Origin of the sequence: Methylopila sp. Yamaguchi, from assembly GCF_002897035.1 — a bacterium.
Classification (GTDB): Bacteria; Pseudomonadota; Alphaproteobacteria; order Rhizobiales; family Methylopilaceae; genus Methylopila.
In genome coordinates this window covers 83,433-98,427 of the sequence record NZ_BAUX01000002.1, presented here as the reverse complement: position 1 = coordinate 98,427, position 14,995 = coordinate 83,433, and the positions used below count along the sequence as shown (strand labels likewise).

General features: G+C 68.4%; 13 protein-coding genes. 7 read left to right on the top strand and 6 right to left on the bottom strand.

Annotated features, from left to right (window positions below; all coding sequences use genetic code 11):
- Positions 1–39: 39 nt before the first annotated feature.
- The 3 genes from METY_RS02635 to METY_RS02625 all read left to right on the top strand — a co-directional run bounded on the left by METY_RS02635 (position 40) and on the right by METY_RS02625 (position 2,511).
- Positions 40–504, top strand: coding sequence for a type II toxin-antitoxin system RatA family toxin (locus METY_RS02635; RefSeq protein ID WP_103119852.1), 465 nt, complete (start codon positions 40–42; stop codon positions 502–504).
- Positions 501–1,499, top strand: a complete 999-nt coding sequence (gene thiL, locus METY_RS02630) for a thiamine-phosphate kinase (protein WP_103119851.1) — start codon at positions 501–503, stop codon at positions 1,497–1,499. The genes METY_RS02635 and thiL overlap by 4 nt, the downstream gene beginning before the upstream one ends.
- Before the next feature lie 169 nt (positions 1,500–1,668).
- Positions 1,669–2,511, top strand: coding sequence for a lytic murein transglycosylase (locus tag METY_RS02625; protein WP_103119850.1), 843 nt, complete (start codon positions 1,669–1,671; stop codon positions 2,509–2,511).
- Between the two features lie 164 nt (positions 2,512–2,675).
- Here the strand turns inward: METY_RS02625 and METY_RS02620 are convergent, their stop codons facing one another.
- Together METY_RS02620 and METY_RS02615 are read right to left on the bottom strand one after the other, a co-directional pair.
- Positions 2,676–2,924, bottom strand: coding sequence for a hypothetical protein (locus METY_RS02620; RefSeq protein WP_103119849.1), 249 nt, complete (start codon positions 2,922–2,924; stop codon positions 2,676–2,678).
- A gap of 75 nt (positions 2,925–2,999) precedes the next feature.
- Entirely contained in the window at positions 3,000–4,343 is a 1,344-nt protein-coding gene (locus tag METY_RS02615; protein WP_103119848.1) for a sugar porter family MFS transporter, read from the bottom strand.
- 292 nt (positions 4,344–4,635) lie between these two features.
- Here METY_RS02615 and METY_RS02610 point away from each other — a divergent pair, with 292 nt between their 5' ends.
- Entirely contained in the window at positions 4,636–6,750 is a 2,115-nt protein-coding gene (locus METY_RS02610) for a sodium-translocating pyrophosphatase (RefSeq protein WP_103119847.1), read from the top strand.
- A 261-nt stretch (positions 6,751–7,011) separates the two neighbouring features.
- The gene (locus METY_RS02605) at positions 7,012–8,640 is read left to right on the top strand and encodes a CTP synthase (RefSeq protein WP_103119846.1); all 1,629 of its coding nucleotides are present in this window, start codon (positions 7,012–7,014) and stop codon (positions 8,638–8,640) included.
- Positions 8,641–8,823: 183 nt separating this feature from the next.
- Here METY_RS02605 and sseA read toward each other — a convergent pair whose 3' ends face one another.
- Positions 8,824–9,678 (bottom strand): 3-mercaptopyruvate sulfurtransferase, encoded by an 855-nt coding sequence (sseA, locus tag METY_RS02600; protein WP_103119845.1) that lies wholly within the window; start codon positions 9,676–9,678, stop codon positions 8,824–8,826.
- Entirely contained in the window at positions 9,675–10,712 is a 1,038-nt protein-coding gene (locus METY_RS02595; protein WP_103119844.1) for a cysteine synthase A, read from the bottom strand. The genes sseA and METY_RS02595 overlap by 4 nt, the downstream gene beginning before the upstream one ends.
- Positions 10,713–10,913: 201 nt before the next feature.
- Here METY_RS02595 and METY_RS02590 point away from each other — a divergent pair, with 201 nt between their 5' ends.
- Both METY_RS02590 and METY_RS02585 read left to right on the top strand, forming a co-directional pair.
- A complete protein-coding gene (locus METY_RS02590; RefSeq protein ID WP_103119843.1) occupies positions 10,914–11,582 on the top strand; it encodes a ChrR family anti-sigma-E factor in 669 nt (222 codons plus the stop codon).
- The gene (locus METY_RS02585) at positions 11,579–12,355 is read left to right on the top strand and encodes an SDR family NAD(P)-dependent oxidoreductase (protein ID WP_103119842.1); all 777 of its coding nucleotides are present in this window, start codon (positions 11,579–11,581) and stop codon (positions 12,353–12,355) included. Before METY_RS02590 ends, METY_RS02585 begins: the two co-directional genes overlap by 4 nt.
- A gap of 10 nt (positions 12,356–12,365) precedes the next feature.
- Here METY_RS02585 and METY_RS02580 read toward each other — a convergent pair whose 3' ends face one another.
- Positions 12,366–13,694, bottom strand: a complete 1,329-nt coding sequence (locus METY_RS02580) for an MFS transporter (RefSeq protein ID WP_103119841.1) — start codon at positions 13,692–13,694, stop codon at positions 12,366–12,368.
- Positions 13,691–14,986 (bottom strand): SAM-dependent methyltransferase, encoded by a 1,296-nt coding sequence (locus METY_RS02575; RefSeq protein WP_244593493.1) that lies wholly within the window; start codon positions 14,984–14,986, stop codon positions 13,691–13,693. The genes METY_RS02580 and METY_RS02575 overlap by 4 nt, the downstream gene beginning before the upstream one ends.
- Positions 14,987–14,995: the final 9 nt, after the last annotated feature.

The window sequence follows — 14,995 nt, the reverse complement described above, 5'->3', positions numbered from 1 at the left end:
TCACTTCGACGCGATTTCGATCCGGGCCTAAGACGACATATGCCGAGCTTTCGCACGTCCCGCCGGGTTCCTCATTCCGCCGAGGAGATGTTCGACCTCGTGGCGGACGTGGAGAAATATCCGCTGTTCCTGCCGCTCTGCGAGGCCTTGAAGATCCGCCGCCGCGAAGAGCGCGACCAACGGCCGGTGCTCGTCGCCGACATGACGGTGGCCTACAAAATCTTCCGGGAGACCTTCACCAGCCGGGTGACGCTCGACCGGGAGAAGCGCTCGATCCTCGTGGAGTATCTCGACGGTCCGTTCAGCCGGCTCGAGAATCGGTGGTCGTTCGAGCCGCTGGAGTCGGGGGGGTGCGAGGTAAGGTTCTTCATCGACTGGGAGCTCCGCAGCCGCACCCTCTCCATGCTGGTAGGCGCCGCCTTCGAACGCGTGTTCCGCCGTTACGCCGAGGCCTTCGAACAGCGCGCCGACCGCGTGTACGGCGCGAAGCCGGCGCTGGCGTGACCGGACGGCGCGGACGCCCCGACGAAGCAGGCCTGATCGCGCGGTTCTTCCGCCCGCTGGCCACAGCCCCCGGCGCCGCGCTCCTGCTGGACGACGCCGCCACGATCCCGCCCGCCTTCGGCAAGGACTTGGTCGTCACCGTCGACGCGATCGTCGCCGGCGTGCATTTCTTCCCCGACGACCCCCCCGACGCCATCGCTCGCAAGGCGCTGCGTGTGAACCTGTCCGATCTCGCCGCCAAAGGCGCGCAGCCGGCCGGCTACCTCGTGACGCTGGCGCTTCCCGACGACTGGGAGGTCGATTGGCTGGAAGGCTTCGTCGAAGGCCTCGCAATCGACCAGGAGGAGTTCAGCCTGTCGCTGCTCGGCGGCGACACGGTCCGGACGCCGGGTCCGCTGATGGTGTCGATCACCGCCTTCGGCCACGCCCCGGAGGGCCAGGCTCCGCGGCGAACGGGAGCGGCTCCAGGGCAACGGCTGTATGTGTCTGGCGCGATCGGCGACGCGGCTCTCGGGCTGAAGCTGCGGCTCGATGAGCGCCTGGCGGCGCTTTGGGACCTGCGGCGCGCCGAGAAGGAGACGCTGCTCGACCGGTACCTGCTGCCGGAACCGCGCCTTGCGCTGGCCGGGGTGGTTGCGACCTACGCCGCCGCTTCGATGGACGTCTCCGACGGGCTGGTTGGGGACGTCGGCAAACTTGCCGCAGCCTCAAAGGTCGCCGCCGTGATCGATGCGGGACGGGTCCCGCTGTCGGCGGCGGCGTTCCGCGCGACTCGCGTCGACCCCGCGGCGTTCGCGACGGCCCTCACAGGCGGCGACGACTACGAGATCCTCGCCGCGATCGAACCGGAAGACGCGGAGGCGTTCGAGTCGGAGGCGGCCGCGGCGGGCGTCCGTGTGACCGACATCGGCGTGCTGATCGAGGGCGAGGGCGTCAGCGTGGAGCGCCACGGCCGGCCGGTCATGCTCGGAGAGACAAGTTTCAGCCATTTCTGACGGCAACGTGTTGCCTCTGCGCAACGTGTGACCAGCCATGACCGCCCGCGGCAATTGAATCGCAAGCTTCGACCATCAAAATGCCGCCGGAGCCGACTTGATGTCGGCGTTGGCGTCGTGTCGGGTCCCGTAGACGTCATGAACAAACAACAGACGCGGCGGAGACGACATGCGCATCACCACGAAGCTTCTTAGCGCCGGCTTGATCAGCCTGGGCGCCGCGCTGTCCGTCGGGACGGCGTCTGCGGCGCAGTGCGGCGGCAACGACGGCGCAGGCTTCGACGCCTGGGTCCAGAACTTCCAGGCGGAAGCGGTCTCCCGCGGCATTTCCCAGCGCACCGCCAGCGCGGCGCTCGCCGGCGTGTCCTATGACCGCCGCCTGATCGCCTACGATCGCACGCAGCGGCCGTTCAAGCTCACGCTGGAGCAGTTCATCGCCAAGCGCGCGCCCGCTTCGCTGATCAGCCAGGCGCGCTCGCGCATCCAGAAGAACAAGGCGCTGTTCGATCGCGTCGAGGCCCGCTACGGCGTGCCGGCGCCGATCATCGCGACGATCTGGGGCATGGAGACGGCATTCGGCGCCATCCAGGGGTCCAAGAACGTCTTCAACGGCCTCGCCACCCTCGCCTATGACTGCCGCCGCTCGGACATGTTCCAGGGCGAGCTGATCGCGGCAATGACCCTCGTCGACCGCGGCGATCTCACCATGTCCGAGATGCGCGGCGCGGAGCACGGCGAGATCGGGCAAGCGCAGTTCCTGCCCTCGTCCTATCTCAAGTACGCCGTGGACGGAGACGGCGACGGCCGCGCGGACATGGTCCGCTCATCGGCCGACACCGTTGCGTCGATCGCCAATTACCTGAAGCAGAAGGGCTGGCGCGCAGGCGGCGGCTGGGAAGAAGGTTCGGCCAACTTCGCCGTGCTGTCGGAGTGGAACAAGGCGAGCGTCTACCAGAAGGCGATCGCCTACGCCGCAACCCGCATCGACGAAGGCTCGACGGCGGCCCGCTGACGCGCCGGTCGCATCCTCTGTTTCGGAGCCCCGGCGCTTGCGCCGGGGCTTTTCGTTTGATCGGGCGTGAACCGCAGGACGCTGCGCCATGGCGAGCGTCCCGGTTTTGACGGTGGGCTCAGCGGAGCGCGGCGCCGAATTCAGTCCGCTCCGCGCGAAAAGCGTCAGAACCGCCCGTAGGCGCCGGGTCCTAGCGGGCCATAGCCGTCGATCGGCACATAGATCGGCCGATCGCGCGCCCGTCGGCGCTCGACGTCGAGCGTCATCCGGCAGTTGGCGAACGCCTCTGTGCCTGGGCGCATGCCGTACTCCCGGCATTTGGCGCTGTCGGCCGCAGCCAACTCCTTCGGGTCCGCCGCGCAGCCGCCGAGCGCGATGAGCCCGGCGGCGATGAGCAGAAGGCGTGCGGTCATGGCGTCACCGTGTGCAGCAAGATCTGCTGCTCATATGGGACGCGCCGCCGCTTCGGGGGAGGTCTTCCTCCAGGCTCATGCCTTGACGGCGTGGCCGGCGAAATCCGCTTCGATCTCCTCCAGCGTCCGGCCCTTGGTCTCCGGCACGAGCGCGATGGTGAAAAGCAGCGCGCCGACGCTCATGACGGCGAAGACGCCGAAGGTCGTCGCCGAGCCGAGGCCTGCGATCAGCATCAGGAACACCTGGCTGACGATGAGGTTGGAGCCCCAGTTCGCGACGGTTGCGACGCCCATCGCGCGGCCGCGGACCGCGAGCGGAAAGATTTCCGAGATCAGCAGCCAGAACACCGGGCCGAGGCCGATCGCGAAGAAGCCCACGTAAGCCGCGACCGACAGCGTCGCGATCCAAGCCAGCGCGCCCTCCGTGCCGACCGCGAAGCCGATAGTGAGGATGGCGAGCATCGCGGCCATGCCCGCAAGCCCGACGATTAGCAGCTTCCGTCGCCCAGCCGTGTCGAGCAGCTTGAGCGCCACGTAGGTCATCACGACGTTGACCACGCCGACGCCTGCGGTCGCCAGAATCGCGGCTGAGGTCGAGGCCATGCCCGCCTTCTCGAAGATGATCGGCGCGTAATAGATCACCGTGTTGATTCCGGTGATCTGCTGGAAGATCGCAAGCCCGACGCCGACGATCAGCGGAATGCGGACCCGCGGCTCGAGCAGCGCGGACCACGGCGCGATCTGGCCGTGCTCTGTCTTCAGATCGGTTCGTAGCTGGTTAAGCTCGAAGGTGACGTCGCCCCCGTCGCGCAGGCGACGCAAGGCGTCCGACGCCTCGTCGTGCCGCCCCTGACCGGCCAGCCATCGCGGGCTCTCGGGCAGGACGAGCATGCCGAGGCCCAGCACGACGCCTGGAAGGCAGCCGATCGCCAGCATCCAGCGCCAGCCGCCGTCGACCTCCGACAGCAGGTAGGCGACGACATAGGACAGCAGGATGCCGAGCGTGATGCACATCTGGTTCAGCGAGACGACGCCGCCGCGCTTCTCGGCGGGAGCCATCTCGGCGAGGTAGAGCGGGGTCAGCATCGAAGCGACGCCGATCGCCACGCCGAGGATGGCGCGGCCGATCAGCAGCGTGACGACCTCATGCGCCGCGGCGCAGACCAGCGCGCCGACCACGAACAACAGCGCGACGACGAGAATGACCTTGCGGCGGCCGTAGGCGTCGGCGAGCGAGCCGGCAGTCGCGGCTCCCACGGCCGCGCCCAGCAGCGCGATCGAGACGACGAAGCCCTGCATGGCTTCCGAGAGCTGGAACAGGTCGCGGATGAAGGGCAGGGCGCCTGAGATCACGCCGGTGTCGTAGCCGAACAGAAGGCCGCCAAGCGACGCGGTCGCCGCCACCACATGGAATTTCACCCGCCTCACTCCCCGTTCGTCGCGGAACGTCCCGCCCGCCTTGAGACTCTGGCCGGCACTGTCGTCGGGGCGCGTGGATTGCGCAACGGGAACAAAGGCGAGGAGAGACGCAAGGCCTCCGACCATACGGCGCGTTGCGCGGGGGGGCGCCTTCTGGCAGCTTTCTCGGCGACCGATCGGTCAGGCGGAGCGGGCGTCGAAAACGACAAGCAAAAACGGGCGCGGCGCATGATCGCCGAACGTCCACGCCGTTCCGCCGTCACGAGGAAACGCAATCCAAGGAACGGCTTCGATGGCGCTTTTGTTGATAATCGTCTTAGGTTTGCTGTCCGTCGTCTACGGCGTATGGGCCATTCGGTCCGTCGTGGCGGCGGACGCGGGCAATGCGCGGATGCAGGAGATCGCGGGGGCGATCGCCGAGGGCGCGCAGGCCTATCTTCGTCGGCAATACGCCACCATCGGCGTCGTCGGGCTTGCGATCTTCATAGCTGTCGCGATCTTCCTCTCGGTGACCGTCGCGATCGGCTTCCTGATCGGCGCGGTTCTGTCGGCGGCCGCCGGTTTCATCGGCATGAACGTCTCGGTCCGGGCCAATGTGCGCACCGCCCAGGCGGCGTCGAAGTCGCTTGCCGCAGGCCTTGAGATCGCGTTCACCTCCGGCGCCGTCACCGGCATGCTGGTGGCGGGCCTCGCGCTGCTCGGCGTCGCCGGCTACTACGCCGTCCTCACCGGGATCCTCGGCCACACGCTGGAGGACCGCGTGGTGGTCGACGCGCTGGTGGCGCTCGGCTTCGGCGCCTCGCTGATCTCGATCTTCGCGCGCCTCGGCGGCGGCATCTTCACAAAGGGCGCCGACGTCGGCGGCGATCTCGTCGGCAAGGTCGAGGCCGGCATTCCGGAGGACGACCCGCGCAATCCCGCGACCATCGCCGACAACGTGGGCGACAACGTCGGCGACTGCGCCGGGATGGCGGCCGACCTGTTCGAGACCTACGCGGTGACCGTAGTCGCCACCATGGTGCTGGCGGCGATCTTCTTTGCCGGCGACGCCGCGCTCTACAGTCTGATTCTCTATCCGCTGGCGATCTGCGCGATCTGCATCGTCACGTCGATCGCGGGCACCTTCTTCGTGAAGCTGCCGGCGAGCCAGTCGATCATGGGCGCGCTTTACCGGGGCTTCGGCGCCGCAGCGGCGTTTTCGCTGGTGGGGCTCGCCATCGTCACGGGCTTGCTGGTCGGGTTCTCGACGTCCTACACCACGACGACGGGCGTCACCTTCACCGGCTGGAGCCTCTACCTATGCGCGGTCATCGGCCTCGTCATCACGGGGCTCATCATCGTCATAACCGAGTACTACACCGGCACCAACTTCCGCCCGGTGAAATCGATCGCCGCGGCCTCCGTCACCGGCCACGGCACCAACGTCATCCAGGGCCTCGCCATCTCGCTCGAGGCGACGGCGCTGCCTGCGCTGGTGATTATCGCCGGCATCATCTCGACCAACGCGCTCGCCGGGCTGTTTGGCATCGCGATCGCGGTCACCGCCATGCTCGCGCTCGCGGGCTTCGTGGTGGCGCTCGACGCCTTCGGACCTGTGACCGACAACGCTGGCGGCATCGCGGAGATGGCGGGCCTGCCGGCGGAGGTGCGCCACGCCACCGACGCCTTGGACGCGGTCGGCAACACCACCAAGGCGGTGACCAAGGGCTACGCCATCGGTTCGGCCGGCCTCGGCGCGCTCGTGCTGTTCGCAGCCTACACCTCCGACCTCAGCCACTTCATCCAGAACGCGGCGCAGTACCCCTACTTCGAGGGCGTGAAACTCGATTTCGGGCTGACCAACCCCTACGTCGTCGTGGGCTTGCTGTTCGGCGGCATGCTGCCGTTCCTGTTCGGCGCGATGGGAATGACGGCGGTCGGCCGCTGCGCCGGCTCAATCGTGGAGGAGGTGCGGCGTCAGTTCCGTGAGAAGCCCGGCATCATGGAAGGGCGCGATCGGCCGGACTACGGCCGCGCGGTCGATATCCTGACGCGCGCGGCGATCAAGGAGATGATCGTGCCGTCGCTGCTGCCGGTCCTGTCGCCGATCGTCGCCTACTTCGTGGTGCTCAGCGTCGCGGGTAAGAGCGAGGCCTTTTCAGCGGTGGGCGCCATGCTGCTAGGCGTCATCGTGACCGGCCTGTTCGTCGCGCTCTCCATGACCTCGGGCGGCGGCGCCTGGGACAACGCCAAGAAGTACATTGAGGACGGCCACCACGGCGGCAAGGGCTCCGACGCCCACAAGGCCGCGGTGACCGGCGACACGGTGGGCGATCCGTACAAGGACACGGCGGGCCCCGCGGTGAACCCGATGATCAAGATCACCAACATCGTGGCGCTGCTGCTGCTCGCGGTGCTCGCGCACTGACACCCAAAGACCACGTCTCGCGCATGGCGGACCCGCCGCCGTGCGCGAGACGCTTCCCCTCGGCGGGCGCCCGATGTAACAGGAGCGTCCAGACAACAACGACCGCCCGCTCATCGACCCGCCCCCTCAAGGCCGGGCGGGCGGACGCGTTGTTTCGTGGTGTGAACAACTGGCCCGCCGCCTCCCCGAATCGGACGCGGCCGGTTAGGCCTGACGGGTCGCGACGCGCGCGGCCCTTTGGGATGCGAGCGGAAGAGAGCGATGGCCCGATACGTCTTCATCACCGGCGGCGTGGTGTCCTCGCTCGGAAAGGGCCTCGCTTCCGCCGCGCTCGGCTCGCTGCTTCAGGCGCGCGGCTATTCGGTGCGGCTGCGCAAGCTCGACCCCTACCTGAACGTCGATCCGGGCACCATGAGCCCGACCCAGCACGGCGAGGTCTTCGTCACCGACGACGGCGCCGAGACCGACCTCGATCTCGGTCACTACGAGCGCTTCACCGGCATTCCGGCGTCCAAGAAAGACAACATCACCACGGGGCGGATCTACCAGGACATCATCGCCAAGGAGCGCCGTGGCGACTATCTCGGCGGCACGGTGCAGGTGATCCCGCACGTCACCGACGCCATCAAGCACTTCGTGCGCGACGGCAACGAGGGTTTCGACTTCGTGCTGGTGGAGATCGGCGGCACGGTGGGCGACATCGAGGGCCTGCCGTTCTTTGAGGCCATCCGCCAGCTCGGCAATGATCTCCCGCGCGGCGACGCGATCTACATCCACCTCACGCTGCTGCCGTGGATCCCGAGCGCGGGCGAGCTCAAGACCAAGCCGACCCAGCACTCCGTGAAAGAACTGCGTTCGATCGGCATCCAGCCCGACATCCTGCTGTGCCGCTGCGACCGGCCGATTCCGCCCGAGGAGCGCCGCAAGCTCGGCCTGTTCTGCAACGTGCGCGAGAGCGCCGTGATCGAGGCCCGCGACGTCGACACGATCTACGCGGTGCCGGAGGCCTATCATCGCGAGGGGCTCGACACCGAAGTGCTGGCGGCCTTCGGCATCGAACCGGTCAAGGCGCCCGACCTCAACCGCTGGCGTAACGTCACCCATCGGGTCAAGAACCCCGAGGGCGAGGTGACGATCGCGATCGTCGGCAAATACACGGGCCTTAAGGACGCCTACAAATCGCTGTCCGAAGCGCTGGCGCACGGCGGCATCGCCAACACCGTGAAGGTCAACCTCGATTGGATAGAGAGCGAGATCTTCGAAAACGAGGACCCGGCGCCGTTCCTCGAGCACGTCCACGGCATCCTGGTGCCCGGCGGCTTCGGCCAGCGGGGCGCGGAAGGGAAGATCCGGGCCGCAACCTTCGCGCGTGAGCGCAAGGTGCCCTATCTCGGCATCTGCTTCGGCATGCAGATGGCGGTGATCGAGGCCGCGCGGAACCTCGCGGGCATCCCCGACGCGAACTCCACCGAGTTCGGCCCGACCGACGAGCCGCTGGTGGGCCTGATGACCGAGTGGACGCGCGGCAACGCGCTGGAGGCCCGCCGCGCCGACGGCGACCTCGGCGGCACCATGCGCCTCGGCGCGTACGACGCCCGGCTGAAGCGCGGCTCGAAGGTCGCGGAGATCTATGGCTCCGAGGACATCTCGGAACGCCACCGCCACCGCTACGAGGTCAACACCGCCTACCGCGAGCGGCTGGAGGCGAATGGCTTGGTGTTCTCCGGCATGTCGCCGGACGGGCTGCTGCCGGAGATCGTGGAGTACGAGGACCATCCGTGGTTCGTGGGCGTCCAGTTCCATCCGGAGCTGAAGTCGCGCCCCTTCGAGCCGCACCCGCTGTTCGCAAGCTTCGTGACGGCGGCTCTGGCGCAGAGCCGGCTGGTGTGAGGCGCCGACTGAGGTCTTGCGCCCCGGTTCGTAAAGCGCTGCGTCGTCCTCCGGCTTGACCGGCGGACCCATGCTGGACGTCAGGCTCGACGCCGGACATTGATGGTCCGATCAAGCCGGACCATCACGCGCTTCATTCTGCAGACGATACCGGATCGGCCTTTGGCCATCCGGGACGAGGCCTCACTGGGCGGTCTTCGCCGGCCCGGTCTCGACCGGCCGGCCGCCTGCGCCCCATTCGGCCCAGGAACCGTCGTAGATCCCCTCGGCCTTCGCGCCCACGCCCTCCAGCGCCAGCGCGAGAATGGCGGCCGAAACGCCCGAGCCGCAGGTGGTGACGATCGGGCCGTTCACGTCCACGCCCGCCGCCTCGAACGCGGCGCGCAGCTCCGCTTCCTCCGCGAGCCGGCCGTCCTTCACCACCTGGTCGAATGGCACGTTGAGCGAGCCAGGGATGTGGCCGAGCGCGAGGCCCGGCCGGGGCTCGGGCGCCTCGCCGCGGAAGCGCGGAGCGGGTCGCGCGTCCACCACCTGGAACAAGCCGGCGTCGACCCCCTCGGCCACCTGGTCTCCGCTCTTCGCTACGGACGGGTCGAAGCGCGGCGTGAACCGTGCTGGGGCTCGCGTCGAGGCGCCGCTTTCGAGGGGCCGCCCTTCCGCCTTCCACTTCGGCAGGCCGCCGTCGAGCACATAGACGTCCTTCACGCCGAAGGCCTTGAACGTCCACCACACGCGCGCCGCCGCGAACAGACCGGCGCCGTCATAGGCGACGATCGTCGCGCCGTCGCCGATCCCAAGCTCGCCCACCGCCGCGGCGAAGACGTCAGGCGCGGGGAGCATGTGCGGCAGGTCAGTGGACGTGTCCGCCACGGCGTTGATGTCGAAGAACACCGCGCCCGGAATGCGCGCGTCGAGAAACTCGCTCGGCCCGTCCCGGTTGGCCGCAGGCAGGTACCAGGAGCCGTCGACGGGGATGACGGTCGGATCGCCGAGGCGCTCGGCGAGCCACTCGGTGGAGACGAGGTTGGGATTGCTCACTGCAGCACCTTCCTGAGGTCGACCGCGCCGGGCTTCTCGAGCCAGGCCGGCACCGGCAGCTCCTTCGAGCGCAGGAATTCGGGGTTGAACAGCTTTGACTGATAGCGCGTGCCGTAGTCGCACAGGATCGTCACGATGGTGCGGCCTGGCCCGAGCTCCTTCGCCAGCCGGATCGCGCCGGCGACGTTGACGCCCGAGGAGCCGCCGAGGCACAGACCCTCGTGCTCCAAAAGGTCAAACGCGATCTGGACGGACTCCGCGTCCGGGATTTGGTAGGCGAAGTCCACGGGCGCGTTCTCGAGATTTGCGGTGATGCGGCCCTGGCCGATGCCTTCGGTGATGGAGGAGCCTTCGGCCTTCAGTTCGCCCGTGGTGTAGTAGCTGTAGAGCGCGGCGCCGGGCGGGTCGGCGAGGGCGATCTTGATGTCCTTCGACCGCTCCTTCAGCGCCATTCCGGTGCCGGCCAGCGTCCCGCCGGTGCCGACCGCTGAGACGAAGCCGTCCACCTTGCCGTCGAGGTCGTTCCAGATCTCGGGGCCGGTCGAGTCGATGTGCGCCTGCCGGTTCGCCACGTTGTCGAACTGGTTGGCCCAGATCGCGCCGTTCGGTTCGGTCTTCGCCAGATCCTCGGCGAGGCGCCCGGAGAGCTTCACGTAGTTGTTCGGGTCCTTGTACGGGACGGCCGGCACCTCGACGAGCTCCGCGCCGGCGAGCCGCAGCATCTGCTTCTTCTCGTCGGACTGCGTGTCCGGGATGACGATCACCGTGCGATAGCCCAGCGCGTTCGCGACCAGCGCGAGGCCGATGCCGGTGTTGCCGGCCGTGCCCTCCACGATGACGCCCCCTGGCTTCAGCTCGCCGCGCCTGACCGCGTCCTCAATGATCCAGAGCGCGGCCCGGTCCTTCACCGATTGACCGGGGTTCATGAACTCCGCCTTGCCGAGGATCGTGCAGCCCGTAAGCTCGGACGCCTGGCGCAGACGGATGAGCGGCGTGCGCCCGATGGCGTCGACCAGGCCGCTGCGGATGGTCATGAACAACCTCATTCGATAGATTATCGAGGGCGGCACCGTAGTCTGGCGGCTGCGGGTTGAAAAGCGAGACCGCGCAGTTCCCACCCCTGTGGCGAAACGCGTAGCGACACGATAATCCATCAGGGCGAGCCGCGCGTAACCTTCTGGAAGCCGTGAGCTGGTCCGTCCCGACCCCGAGCGGTTCACCGAGGTTCGTTTCACGTGGCTTCGCCTCTCAGCCCAACGCCGGAAGACGCCGCCCGACCGATCGACGCTCTGCTCGCCGGCTATGTGGTCGGCGCTCTGGAGCCTCATATGCATGCGCTGGTCACCGCGCACCTGATGCTGTCGGAGGAGAACCGAGGCTTCGTCAGGGCTCTTGAGGCCGAAGCCGGCGCGGCGCTCGATCGAATCGACGCCCCTCTGCCGCAGCGGGTGCCGCGGGACCACGTGCTCTCGGCGATCTACGCCGGCGGCTACTACGGCGCTGGCCGTCCCGTTCAGCACGACCCGGAGCTTCCGTCCCCGCTCTATCGGCTCGTCGGCAAGCCGCTCGACCAGCTTCCTTGGAAGCGAAAGCTGCCTGGGCTGAAGGAGTACAAGGTCTTCGACAAGGACGGCGTCGAGGCGGTCTTCTATCACATTTCCGCCGGTCGTCGGATGCCGAGACACACCCACGCCGGGTCCGAAGCGACGCTGGTGCTGCGGGGGGCTTTTCACGATGAACGCGACGTCTATCGTCGTGGGGACGTCTCGCTGGCTGACGGCAACGTCGAGCATAGGCCGACGACCAGTCGGGACGAGGACTGCGTCTGCTTCGCCGTGACCGACGCGCCGCTGAAGATGACCGGACCCGTGTGGGGCGTCCTGCAGCGACTGTTCGGCAAGTGAAGGGCGTCGCGGTCGCCTGGGTGACCGGCGCAAGTTCCGGCATCGGGCGCGCTGTCGCTCTCGAACTCGCCCGGTCGGGAGTCGCGGTCGCCGCCACCGCCCGCCGAGAGGATGAACTCGCGAGCCTTGCGGCGGAGGCCGCCGCCTTCGGCGGCCGTATCGCAGCTTTTCCCGGCGATCTTTCAGACGCGGAGAGCCTCACGCCCTTGGCGGCGCGCGTCGCGGCCGAGCTCGGGACGATCGATCTCGCCGTGCTCAACGCCGGCCTCTTCATCCCCGTGCGAGCCGTCCCGTTTGACGCCGACGCCTTTTTCAAGACCTTCGACGTCAACCTGAAGGGTACGGTGGGATGTCTCGCCGCGGTGCTTCCTGCGATGACCGCGCGGCGGGGCGGCAAGATCGTGCTGGTGGCGTCCGTCACAGGCTACGCCGGGCTTCCCACCTCCGCCGCCTACGGCGCCACCAAGGCGGCGCTGAACAATCTCGCGGAGAGCCTGAAGTTCGATCTCGACAGGGTCGGGGTCTCGATCCAGGTGGTGAATCCGGGCTTCGTCGACACGCCGGCGACCAAGCAGAACGCCTTCAAGATGCCGGCGCTGATGGCTGTGGACGAGGCGGCGAAGCGCATCGTCGCCGGCATCGAGCGCGGCGGCTTCGAGATCACCTTCCCGAAGCGCTTCACCTACGTGCTGAAGGTTCTCAAGCTGCTGCCCTATCCCGCCTATTTCTGGCTGGTGACCAAGGCGACGGGCTGGGACAGGAAGACGGACTGAGCGCGAGACCCTACGCCGCCGCCTCGATGCGGGCGCGGAGCTCCTTCTGGGAGTGTTCGTCGAGCGGAAAATTCCACATCAGCCAGACCGCGACCAGCTTCAGCGCGACGGGCAGGCCGCCGTAGAGCCAGGCGAGGGTCGTCAGCCCGAGCGGTTCGCGCAACCCGGCCGCCGGGTCGAACCCGGTCGCCGCCAGGACGGGGAAGGCGAGGCCGACCGCGGCTGCGAGCGCCAGCTTGGTCGCAAGCCCCCAGGCCGCGAGATACAGCCCGCTGCGCTGCTCGCCCGAGGCGGCTGTGTCGACGTCGATCACGTCCGCCTGGATCGACGGCGGCAGCGCGAGGTCGGCGCCGACGGCGGCTCCCGTCATCAGGCACACGACGCCGAACAGCGCGACGTCGCCGGGCCCCAGCAGCGGCGCGAGCAGAAACACCGCGGACGCAAGCAGCATGGCGAGGCACCAGGCGCGGTGCTTCGAGGTCCGCCGCGCCAGCCAGAGCCAGAACGGCACGCCGAGCACCCCGGCCGCGAAGTAGGCGACAAGGAACGGTCCTGCGAGGTCCGGCGCGCCCAAGCGTTCGCCGACGAAGAACAGGAACAGGGTCGCCGGCAGCCCGTTCGCGAAGCCGTTGACGAAAAATGCGATCAACAGTCGGGCGAACGCGGTGTTCGCCTTCATGGCCGCGAGCCCTTCGCGAAAGCCCAAGCGCCGCCGTGAGGCGTCAGCGGGTTCGGGCGTCAGGGCGAGCGTCCCGAGCGCAAGCAGCGGAAGGCCAAGGCCGACGAACACCGCGTAGGAGGCGAGCACCTCCGCCTGACCGCCGCCGAGCGAGGCGGGGATGATCGCCTGCAGCGACAGCGCGACCAAGGTGCCGACCAGCGCCGCGCTCTCGCGCCAGGCGGCGATCCAGCTACGGCCGGCGTAGGAGGTCGAAAGCTCAGCGCCCCAGGCGTTGTAAGGCACCAGCGCCGCGGTCCAGGCGATCGACAGCGCCGCGCCCCACAACAGCAGGTAGCCGATCCCGTCCCCGCGCTCGGGCGTGAAGATCATCCACGCGGCGATCGCCGTTGGAAGCATGGCGGCGGCGAACCAAAGGCGCCGCCTGCCGAAGCGAGGACGCCAGCGGTCCGCGACGATCCCGACCGCGGGGTCGGCGATCGCGTCGATCAGCCGGACGGCGAGCAGGGCGTTGCCGACGGCCGCGAGCGGAAGCCCGAGCCCTTCGGCGTAGTAGCTCGGCACCACGATGTAGAGCGGCAGGGTGAGCGCCGCGAAGGGGATCGCGGGCAGGGCGTAGGCGATGAGCGCCGCGAGCGAAAGTTCGCGGCCGGTCCTCATGCCCGCGCGAACACGACCTGGCGCACGTCGATGTTGCCGGAGCGGAAGCCCGCCTCGCAATAGGCGAGGTAGTACTCCCAGAGCCTGCGGAAACGCTCGTCGAAGCCGAGCGGCTGGATGCTCGGCCAGGCCGCCCGGAAGCTCTTGCGCCACTCCACCAGCGTCTGGGCGTAGTCGATCCCGAAGATCTTCTCGGCCGCGACCGAGAGGCCCGCGGCCTTGGCGACGTCGCGCAGAACGGTGGGGGAGGGCAGCATGCCGCCGGGAAAGACGTAGCGCTGGATGAAGTCGGTCTCGCGTCGGTAAGCGTCGAAGAACCGGTCCTGGATGGTGATGACCTGGATGCCGGCGGCGGCGCCGGGCTTCAGGCGGTCGCGCACCTGCGCGAAATAGGCCGGCCACCAGCGTTCGCCGACCGCCTCGAACATCTCGATCGAGGCGACGCCGTCATAAGCGCCGCGCTCGTCGCGATAGTCCTGAAGCTTGAGTTCGACCCGCTCGGAGAGGCCCGCGTCGAACATGCGCTTGCGGGCGTAGTCCAGCTGCGCCGGGCTGATGGTGAGGCCGGTCACCTTGCAGCCGATCTCGGTCGCGGCGTACTCCGCGAAGCCGCCCCAGCCGCAGCCGATCTCGAGAATATGGTCGCCGGGCTTCGCGCCGATCGAGCGCGCGAGCGTTTCGTACTTCCGTCGCTGCGCCGCAGCGAGGTCCTGCGTTCCGCCGTCGAAGATCGCGGAAGAGTAGGTCATCGTCGGGTCGAGCCACTGCTCGTAGAACCGGTTTCCAAGGTCGTAATGGGCCTCGATGTTCCGACGCGCGCCCTTCTTGGTGTTGCGGTTCAGCCAGTGACGGACGTTCTGAAGCGCGCGGTAGAGCGGCTTCATCATCAGATACTGCGAAACATGGTCCGCGTTGACGCAGAACAGCTCCAGGAACGCGGTGACGTCAGGACTGTCCCACTCGCCGTTGAGGAAGCCGTCGGCGACGCCGATGTCGCCGCCCTTCAGGATGCGCCGCGCGAAGCCGAGATCGCGCACGACGAGCGTCGCGTCCGGACCGGGCTCGACGCCGTCGAACACCAAAGTGCGGCCGTCGGGGAAGGTCACGGACAGACGGCCGCGGGCGATGCGCGCGGCGACCTGCAGCGCGATGCGGACCTCAAGCGGAAGGCCCCGCGCGGCCTCTGCGACGTTGTCCAGCGTCACGCGCAACGGCGCGGCGGGCGGCGCGGGCTCGGTGACGCGCGCGGGGGCGAAGCTGCCGGGAGTCTGAGGCATCGGGGCGGCGGTCATGGCATGATC

What these genes read in the sequence shown, in the direction of transcription:
- METY_RS02625 (WP_103119850.1), top strand. Translation starts at nt 1,669, where the DNA reads ATGCGCATCACCACGAAGCTTCTTAGCGCCGGCTTGATCAGCCTGGGC.
- METY_RS02580 (WP_103119841.1), bottom strand. Translation starts at nt 13,694, where the DNA reads ATGAGGACCGGCCGCGAACTTTCGCTCGCGGCGCTCATCGCCTACGCC.
- METY_RS02610 (WP_103119847.1), top strand. Translation starts at nt 4,636, where the DNA reads ATGGCGCTTTTGTTGATAATCGTCTTAGGTTTGCTGTCCGTCGTCTAC.
- METY_RS02575 (WP_244593493.1), bottom strand. Translation starts at nt 14,986, where the DNA reads ATGACCGCCGCCCCGATGCCTCAGACTCCCGGCAGCTTCGCCCCCGCG.
- METY_RS02605 (WP_103119846.1), top strand. Translation starts at nt 7,012, where the DNA reads ATGGCCCGATACGTCTTCATCACCGGCGGCGTGGTGTCCTCGCTCGGA.
- METY_RS02635 (WP_103119852.1), top strand. Translation starts at nt 40, where the DNA reads ATGCCGAGCTTTCGCACGTCCCGCCGGGTTCCTCATTCCGCCGAGGAG.
- METY_RS02620 (WP_103119849.1), bottom strand. Translation starts at nt 2,924, where the DNA reads ATGACCGCACGCCTTCTGCTCATCGCCGCCGGGCTCATCGCGCTCGGC.
- METY_RS02595 (WP_103119844.1), bottom strand. Translation starts at nt 10,712, where the DNA reads ATGACCATCCGCAGCGGCCTGGTCGACGCCATCGGGCGCACGCCGCTC.